Origin of the sequence: Streptococcus sp. NLN64 (genome assembly GCF_015831295.1) — a bacterium.
Lineage (GTDB): Bacteria > Bacillota > Bacilli > Lactobacillales > Streptococcaceae > Streptococcus.
Genome location: NZ_JADXDQ010000072.1, coordinates 991 through 8,081, shown reverse-complemented (window position 1 = coordinate 8,081; position 7,091 = coordinate 991). Strand labels below are relative to the sequence as shown.

The window sequence follows — 7,091 nt, the reverse complement described above, 5'->3', positions numbered from 1 at the left end:
CCAAGACGAATGTCACACTTACAAATCTGATGTATAATATTTGTCGTTTTGAACAGATCAAACGACTGAATTTGAATACATGGGCTTAGTGCGCCCAAAAATCAGAATTATCCCGATATTAGGGATGAAAAAATAGAAAATAAAGGGACGTTTGTTGGAGATTGGAGAGCAAGCGTCCCTTTTTTAAAAGTTAACGGAATACATCGACTTTTTCGAGGTGCCCTTAAAAGGGGAAACAGAAATCGAATAAATAAGTGATAGAAGTTTTGGACCCTGCTACTATCAAAAATCTATTCGGAGGTAGAAAAGATGAAACAAACTCAAGCAATTTCAAAAGAGACATTATCCACGATTTACGGTGGCGATAAACACAGTCAGTGTCAAATGGTTAAAATAGCAGCAACTGCCGTCTCATTTCATTTCGCTCAAGTGGCATATTCTAAATGTATGTTTGGATAACTAAATTCTAACGCTCAATCTCCCCTAAACAAGTTCAGTTTCTAAACTCATGCAAAAGAGCCGCCTCTGATATCAGATGCGGTTCTTGCTTTTATTTTTAAGGAACAGAACTACAAACTTCTTTTGTTCATTTAATGGCCATGTTCTTCAATTTCTATTAAATCGATTTTTCAACATCATCTATTCTTTCCTTGGACAGACGTTCTGCATTTTAATATCTATCGAAAATCTCACTCATAATCTATTATTTCCATTAAGGACATCTCCAGTTCTTCTGTCTAAAAATTAGCTATTAAACTGTCCTAAATCTCCCCAATTTTTCCGTTCAGGACGTTTTGAAGACATTTCAGAACATTTGGGTTAAATCCCGCGACTTTAGAATTAAGATAGAAGAGAAATTATAATTCATACAAGGAGGTTTCAATGAACATTCGTTTTTACATCACCGTAATCGTTAATTCCCTATTACAAATCGTATTACGCTTATTTTTCGGCTATCTAAATGGAAACACATGGATTCCCATCACCTTCACTACTCTAATTCTTTCAGCTGTTTTTCTTATTGCAAACAAAGGTTTGCAGCAAAAAACGAGTCATGATCTGATTGTTTGGCGATTCACCCAACTGTTGAACAATACAAAATTTCTCTGCGTACTACTTATTCCATTCAATTTTATCATCAATTCCCAAAGTGATTTCCTTGGCAACCTCTATGACAGTCTGGGACTACTAGTACTTGCAGTCGCAATTCTCTATCTCTATGCTGTTAGTGATGCTCCCATTAAAATGTAAAAAACATTTCCTTTTTCGAATAGATAAGTGACAGGGACAGATATTCCTAGTCTAACTTATACGAGGAGGTCTTGTATGTCTGAAACAGGAAACCAAATTCTTTCCACGACAGCACTTGCCAACTTATATGGAGGCAGTCGCCCATCTGGTTTGGAAGCCAGTCGTGCAATTGCTATTTGTGCAGGAACCAGTGCTATGGCCGGTAGCTTCATTCCCGGTGTCGGAACTCTGATCGGAGGCATTATTGGTACCCATCTCTGCATGACCGGCTGGGGTTTTGCACGTGCTATTTAGTAAGAAGGAGGAAATACTATGAACCAACTCACTACAACTGAGCTTATTTCCATTCAAGGAAGCGGGGAAACGGAAGCTAACTTGTTCCTTAGCGGATTTTACGGAGCTTTCAAAGGCATCGCCTTCTGCTCCCAAGCCATCCCACTCATGACACCACAACTCTACGCAGCCTGTGCAGTTACCGGTGCAGCAGGCGCTGTCTTATTCCCCCATTAACCTCAAAACCCTGAGCTGGCTGAAAAAGCCGCTCAGGGTTTTACACTATTCAATTGAAAAATCCAGAGTCAAATCGGTTAACGGAGACTTGGCGAGGCCAACTAGATCTGCCTCACTTTCCTATTTCCAAGCTCGGGGTAGTCAAGGAATCAGGAATTGGCTCTTGGAGTTTTTTATGAAAGAACGTGAAACGTTCTTCATTACTCCATTGGACTTGCCTCGCTTTTCTATTTCCAAGCTCGGGGTAAAACTCTCCACTGGATATGCCTCGCTCTCCTGTTGCTAGGCTCGGAGTAAAACTCTCCACCGGAGAGTTTTACTTATCTCCTTTGTTTCGGATTACGAAGCCGGTTTTCTTTTCGCTGGAGGTGTTTTTTGGTTTTTGGTTGTTGTTTTTGCGGTAACGGCTTTCTTTTTCGAAGCGGTCGTTCCGGCGGTTGCCTCTGTAGTTGTCACGACGGTTGCGATCTCTGCGGTCACGGTCACGATTTCCTGAACGGTAACCACCGTCGCGGCGTCCGCCGCGGCCACGTCCACCTTGGCCATTTCCAGATGGTTTAAATGGTAGTGGTTTTTCCCTTGCAATTTCTACTTCTGGTAGGCTATCTGGATCTTGTACAACCAAGGTCAAGATATAAGCTGCCAATTCTTCTGGTGAAAATTCACTTGCCAGCTGGATTGCATCCTTGCTAACTTTAGCGGCTTTAGCTGCAAAATCTTCTTCAGCAAAGTCACGTTCAATTTTCTTAAGGGCAACACTTTTTTTGGCTTGGTAAGCTTCTTCCGCTGTTGGTGGTTTGAGACCCTTCATCCGTTTTTTGGTCAAGTTTTCAATAATTTGAAGGTAACCCATTTCATTTGGAGAAACAAAGGTTACAGATTGTCCTGACTTACCAGCACGACCTGTCCGTCCAATCCGGTGGACATAGCTTTCTGGATCTTGTGGAATATCGTAGTTGTATACGTGGGTTACTCCAGAGATGTCCAAACCACGAGCTGCAACATCTGTCGCTACTAAGACATCCAAGTTTCCATTCTTAAAGTCACGAAGAACTCGAAGACGTTTACCTTGATCCAAGTCACCATGGATTCCTTCTGCTCGGTAACCACGAATCTTCAAGCCACGTGTCAACTCATCAACACGACGTTTCGTCCGTCCGAACACGATTGCCAATTCAGGTTGTTCGACATCCATCAAACGAGTCATCGTGTCGAATTTCTCCTGCTCCTTGATACGAATATAGTATTGATCAACCAGCTCGGTTGTCAATTCCTTAGCCGCAATTTTGACGTGCTCAGGCTCTTTCATAAACTGCACACCAATTCGCTTGATAGCTTCTGGCATTGTAGCAGAGAAAAGAAGCGTTTGACGCTCAGCTGGCACACGCTCAATAATCGCTTCAATATCATCCAAGAAGCCCATATTCAGCATCTCATCCGCTTCATCCAAGATCAATGTCTCAATCTTATCCAGTTTCAAAGCCTTGCGCTTAATCAAGTCCAACAGACGACCTGGTGTTCCTACGACAATATGCGCTCCCGCCTTCAAAGCCTTGATTTGCTTCTCAATGCTGGATCCTCCATATACAGAACGCACGCGCACCCCTTTCGAACGACCAAAGCGGAACAACTCTTCCTGACTCTGAACCGCCAATTCACGCGTAGGCGCAATCACCAATGCCTGAACGGTCGCCTCTTGCGGTCTAATTTTTTCCAAGGTTGGCAAACCAAAAGCAGCCGTTTTCCCTGTACCAGTCTGTGCCTGACCGATAACGTCTTTGCCAGTCAAGGCCAAGGGAATCGTCTGCTCCTGAATGGGACTGGCTTCTTCAAAACCAGCTTTTTCAATTTCTGTCAATAATTCTTCTGATAAACCTAATTCTATAAATTTCAATGGTATCTTCTTTCTATAAATCGATTGGGATGGATACTCTTACAATAACGGCCCCTGTCCCCAGGAACAGGCGATGAGATGCCATCCTTTTGAGCACACGCTCCCATCCCACCAACTTCATTGCAACTTACCTAGTATACCACAATGCCAGAGGGAATAGGGGAAAAGTCCCTCATTTTCACAAAAAATGAAAATGAAATGGAAGGACCTTGGGGCGATTTTGGGGCGAGAAAATTAAAAAGCCTGTAACGACAGGCTTTTTAAACGTTATTTCATCCACCCTGAGAGAATCGAACTCCCATCTCAAGAACCGGAATCTTACGTGATATCCATTACACTAAGGGTGGCAACTCAATAAGTATACCAAAATCTGTTCAGGAAGGCAAGAGATATTTTTCGATTAAATGTCAAAAAAATAGGGCCCCGTCGCAACGTTGCCCCGTCAAAAACCTGTTCAGTTTTTATTTGTTAAACTTGTGCTTATTTCTGAATAGCAGGCAAAAGAATCTCTCGAATCGCTTGTCCAACACCGTTTTCAGTGTGAGATCCAGTTTGGAATTTGGCAACCTTTTTGACAGCTTCATTGGCATTTCCCATAGCCACGGACCAGCCTGCATAGGCCAACATTTCCAAATCATTATTAGCATCACCAATGGCCATGACCTGATCATTGCTAAAGCCTAAATTCTGAGCTAGGTATGAAAGACCCGTCGCTTTATTGATTCCTTTCGGTAGGCATTCATAGATATACTCTTGAGAACGAACGACTTCAAAGTGCTGTGCTAATTCCACACCGTACTTTTCTTCGAATCGATCCAAGGCGTCTTTCTCATCCAAATACATGGCTTGGAAAATCTTGTCTTGATTAACCAGCAATTGATCCAACTCTACCCGTTTGGGTTTAGAGAAGACCAAACCTGCATCCATCGTGACCAAATGACCAGCATCTTCACCGACCACCAAATAGTCTCGCTCATCAAAAACCGTCAGTTGTGCTGTTGATTCTTGTGAAATCTTATCTAGCAAGATTAGTTCCTCTTCGGATAAGCCAGACCAGGAATGAATCGATAGGTCTTTGGTACTGTGAATAGTTGCACCATTATTAATAATCATGTAGCCATCTTTACCTTCCCATCCAAGTTCCTTTAGATAAGGAAGAACACCGGATAAGGGACGTCCTGTACAAATAACTGGCAGAACTCCTGCTTCACGTGCCTTGTCTAAGTCTGCGATGGTCTCCGGACGCAATGTTTTGTCTTCATCTAATAGGGTTCCATCCATATCAATCGCTAATAATTTAATCATCCATCTCTCCTTTAAAAATCCGAACTGGGTAACCAAGTTCTCCAACTTTCATTTTCTTCATTATACCAAAAATAGTCCCAACCCCTGCAACCATTTTAAAAACCTTGGAATCAGCGAATTCCAAGGTTTTTAGAATTTTATAAACTCCAATCCAAGTTAGGTCCGACTGGAACAATACCTGTTGGGTTAATTGTTTTATGGCTGCCATAATAATGTTCTTTGATATGGTCAAAGTCAACAGTTTCTGAAATTCCCTGATGGTTAAAAAGCCGTTTGGTGTAATCCCAGAGATTTGGGTAATCCACTAAGGCTTTGATATTGCATTTAAAATGGCCAAAGTAAACAGGATCAAAACGCACTAAGGTTGTAAACAATCGAATATCTGCTTCTGTTAGACGATTGCCAACCAGATAATCCTGAGTGTCCAAGTGAGTTTCTAGTTTATCCAAGGCTGCAAAAACATTGGCTACTTCTTCCTCGTAAACCTTTTGACTGGTTGAGAACCCGGCTTTATAAACTCCGTTATTAATGTTTGGATAAACAAAGTCATTCATTTCATCAATGGCTTCCTGTAATTCTTGCGGGTAATAATCCTCCTGATTTCCAGTCAAATCATTAAAGGCCGAATTAAACATCCGCATAATCTCAGCTGATTCATTGCTGACGATGGTGTTGGTTTTCTTATCCCACAAAACTGGAACGGTAACACGACCGGTGTACTGAGGATCAGCTTTTAGGTAAACTTGGTAAAGATAATCGCTGTTAAAGATACTATCCGCAATCACACCTGGACCTTCCGCAAAAGTCCAGCCATTTTCTAACATATACGGATTCACAATAGACAGCGAGATGTGCTCTTCCAAGCCTTTCAGCTTTCGCATAATCAAAGTTCGACTTGCCCAAGGACAGGCTAGAGATATATAAAGATGATAGCGCCCTGACTCTGCCTTAAAGCCCCCTTCACCAGTCGGCCCGGGTTCACCGTCAGGTGTGATCCAGTTCCGAAACTGAGTCACGGTGCGCACAAATTTCCCACCTGTGGATTTGGTATCATACCATTGGTCCACCCATTTTCCATCTACTAAAAGACCCATCGTCTCTTCTCCTTTTTTATCAATAATTAGTAATAGTATACCAAAGATAAAAAAATCTTCAAGTTAGCCGTATTTTCCTTTACTTTTTTTAAAAAAACTGATAAGATATCCCTGTGTGTGATGGACACGCAAAAATAAACGGCTAATCCGCTGCACCTTGGCGTACATGATTAGCAAGATAGGAGAAAAAATGAATCCATTAATTCAAAGCTTGACTGAAGGTCAACTACGTACTGATATCCCTGAGTTCCGCCCTGGTGACACTGTCCGCGTTCACGCGAAAGTTGTCGAAGGAAACCGCGAACGTGTTCAGCTCTTCGAAGGAGTTGTTATCGCTCGTAAAGGTCAAGGAATCTCTGAAAACTACACTGTTCGTAAAATCTCTAACGGTGTTGGTGTTGAGCGTATCTTCCCACTTCACACTCCACGTGTTGAAAAAATCGAAGTTGTACGCTACGGTAAAGTACGTCGTGCGAAATTGTACTACCTACGTGCCCTACAAGGAAAAGCTGCACGTATCAAAGAAATCCGTCGTTAAGAGGATTGAAAAAGGAGCCTCGGCTCCTTTTATGTTGTTCCCTTAGTTAAATGGATATAACAACTCCCTCCTAAGGAGTCATTACAGGTTCGATTCCTGTAGGGGACATTATTTGGAAAATTCTAAAACATTTTAAGAATAAAAACGTTATGAATACTGGATTTTCTCCAGTATTTATTTTTATACTTTCTGATTCTTTTCTAAACTTTTGGGGCGAAAAAACCACCCCTGCATCGGAGTGACCGGCGTTAAAAAATCAGCTGAGGTAATCGGATTCAGTAATCTTCTTTAATCTCTCTGTGTAATTTACAACCCAATTTATCATAACAAAATCGATTCTTCTTAGACAAGAAAAACAAAAAGTAGTATACTGAGAAAGTAGAAAGTTACAAAGCGGGACGGAAATCTGATTTTGGAGTAATGCCTATGCACAACCACCTAGAAAGGACCACCGTCATGGCAGTGGAAGCAACTTTAGAGCTTATGCTTCTTTTCGGGA

At 41.8% G+C, this 7,091-nt stretch carries 8 protein-coding genes and 2 tRNA genes; 6 read left to right on the top strand and 4 right to left on the bottom strand.

What is annotated here, in order from left to right:
• Positions 1-309 precede the first annotated feature (309 nt).
• The 4 genes from I2503_RS08595 (at position 310) to I2503_RS08580 (ending at position 1,761) form a co-directional block, all read left to right on the top strand.
• Positions 310-459, top strand: a complete 150-nt coding sequence (locus I2503_RS08595; protein ID WP_196090891.1) for a hypothetical protein — start codon at positions 310-312, stop codon at positions 457-459.
• A 423-nt stretch (positions 460-882) separates the two neighbouring features.
• Positions 883-1,251: a hypothetical protein gene (locus tag I2503_RS08590; RefSeq protein WP_196090890.1), complete on the top strand. Its 369-nt coding sequence runs from the start codon at positions 883-885 to the stop codon at positions 1,249-1,251.
• Positions 1,252-1,326: 75 nt separating this feature from the next.
• Positions 1,327-1,545 carry a ComC/BlpC family peptide pheromone/bacteriocin gene (locus tag I2503_RS08585; RefSeq protein WP_196090889.1) on the top strand — a complete coding sequence of 73 codons (219 nt, stop codon included), beginning with the start codon at positions 1,327-1,329 and terminating at the stop codon, positions 1,543-1,545.
• Positions 1,546-1,563: 18 nt separating this feature from the next.
• Positions 1,564-1,761: a bacteriocin gene (locus I2503_RS08580; RefSeq protein ID WP_196090888.1), complete on the top strand. Its 198-nt coding sequence runs from the start codon at positions 1,564-1,566 to the stop codon at positions 1,759-1,761.
• A gap of 316 nt (positions 1,762-2,077) precedes the next feature.
• Here I2503_RS08580 and I2503_RS08575 read toward each other — a convergent pair whose 3' ends face one another.
• The 4 genes from I2503_RS08575 to I2503_RS08560 all read right to left on the bottom strand — a co-directional run bounded on the left by I2503_RS08575 (position 2,078) and on the right by I2503_RS08560 (position 6,054).
• Positions 2,078-3,655, bottom strand: coding sequence for a DEAD/DEAH box helicase (locus I2503_RS08575; RefSeq protein ID WP_196967684.1), 1,578 nt, complete (start codon positions 3,653-3,655; stop codon positions 2,078-2,080).
• 275 nt (positions 3,656-3,930) lie between these two features.
• Positions 3,931-4,002, bottom strand: a tRNA-Arg gene (locus I2503_RS08570).
• A 133-nt stretch (positions 4,003-4,135) separates the two neighbouring features.
• Positions 4,136-4,960: a Cof-type HAD-IIB family hydrolase gene (locus I2503_RS08565; RefSeq protein ID WP_196967683.1), complete on the bottom strand. Its 825-nt coding sequence runs from the start codon at positions 4,958-4,960 to the stop codon at positions 4,136-4,138.
• 137 nt (positions 4,961-5,097) lie between these two features.
• Positions 5,098-6,054: a glutathione S-transferase family protein gene (locus tag I2503_RS08560; RefSeq protein WP_196967682.1), complete on the bottom strand. Its 957-nt coding sequence runs from the start codon at positions 6,052-6,054 to the stop codon at positions 5,098-5,100.
• A 190-nt stretch (positions 6,055-6,244) separates the two neighbouring features.
• On the opposite strand from I2503_RS08560, the gene rplS reads away from it, so the two are divergent.
• Positions 6,245-6,592, top strand: coding sequence for a 50S ribosomal protein L19 (gene rplS, locus I2503_RS08555; protein WP_160332582.1), 348 nt, complete (start codon positions 6,245-6,247; stop codon positions 6,590-6,592).
• Positions 6,593-6,628: 36 nt separating this feature from the next.
• Positions 6,629-6,700: transfer RNA gene (locus I2503_RS08550), tRNA-Arg, on the top strand.
• Positions 6,701-7,091: the final 391 nt, after the last annotated feature.

Bases quoted from the DNA above. Each gene is read 5' to 3' on its own strand.
- I2503_RS08580 (WP_196090888.1), top strand. From the start codon at position 1,564: ATGAACCAACTCACTACAACTGAGCTTATTTCCATTCAAGGAAGCGGG.
- I2503_RS08585 (WP_196090889.1), top strand. From the start codon at position 1,327: ATGTCTGAAACAGGAAACCAAATTCTTTCCACGACAGCACTTGCCAAC.
- I2503_RS08595 (WP_196090891.1), top strand. From the start codon at position 310: ATGAAACAAACTCAAGCAATTTCAAAAGAGACATTATCCACGATTTAC.
- I2503_RS08565 (WP_196967683.1), bottom strand. From the start codon at position 4,960: ATGATTAAATTATTAGCGATTGATATGGATGGAACCCTATTAGATGAA.
- rplS (WP_160332582.1), top strand. From the start codon at position 6,245: ATGAATCCATTAATTCAAAGCTTGACTGAAGGTCAACTACGTACTGAT.
- I2503_RS08560 (WP_196967682.1), bottom strand. From the start codon at position 6,054: ATGGGTCTTTTAGTAGATGGAAAATGGGTGGACCAATGGTATGATACC.
- I2503_RS08590 (WP_196090890.1), top strand. From the start codon at position 883: ATGAACATTCGTTTTTACATCACCGTAATCGTTAATTCCCTATTACAA.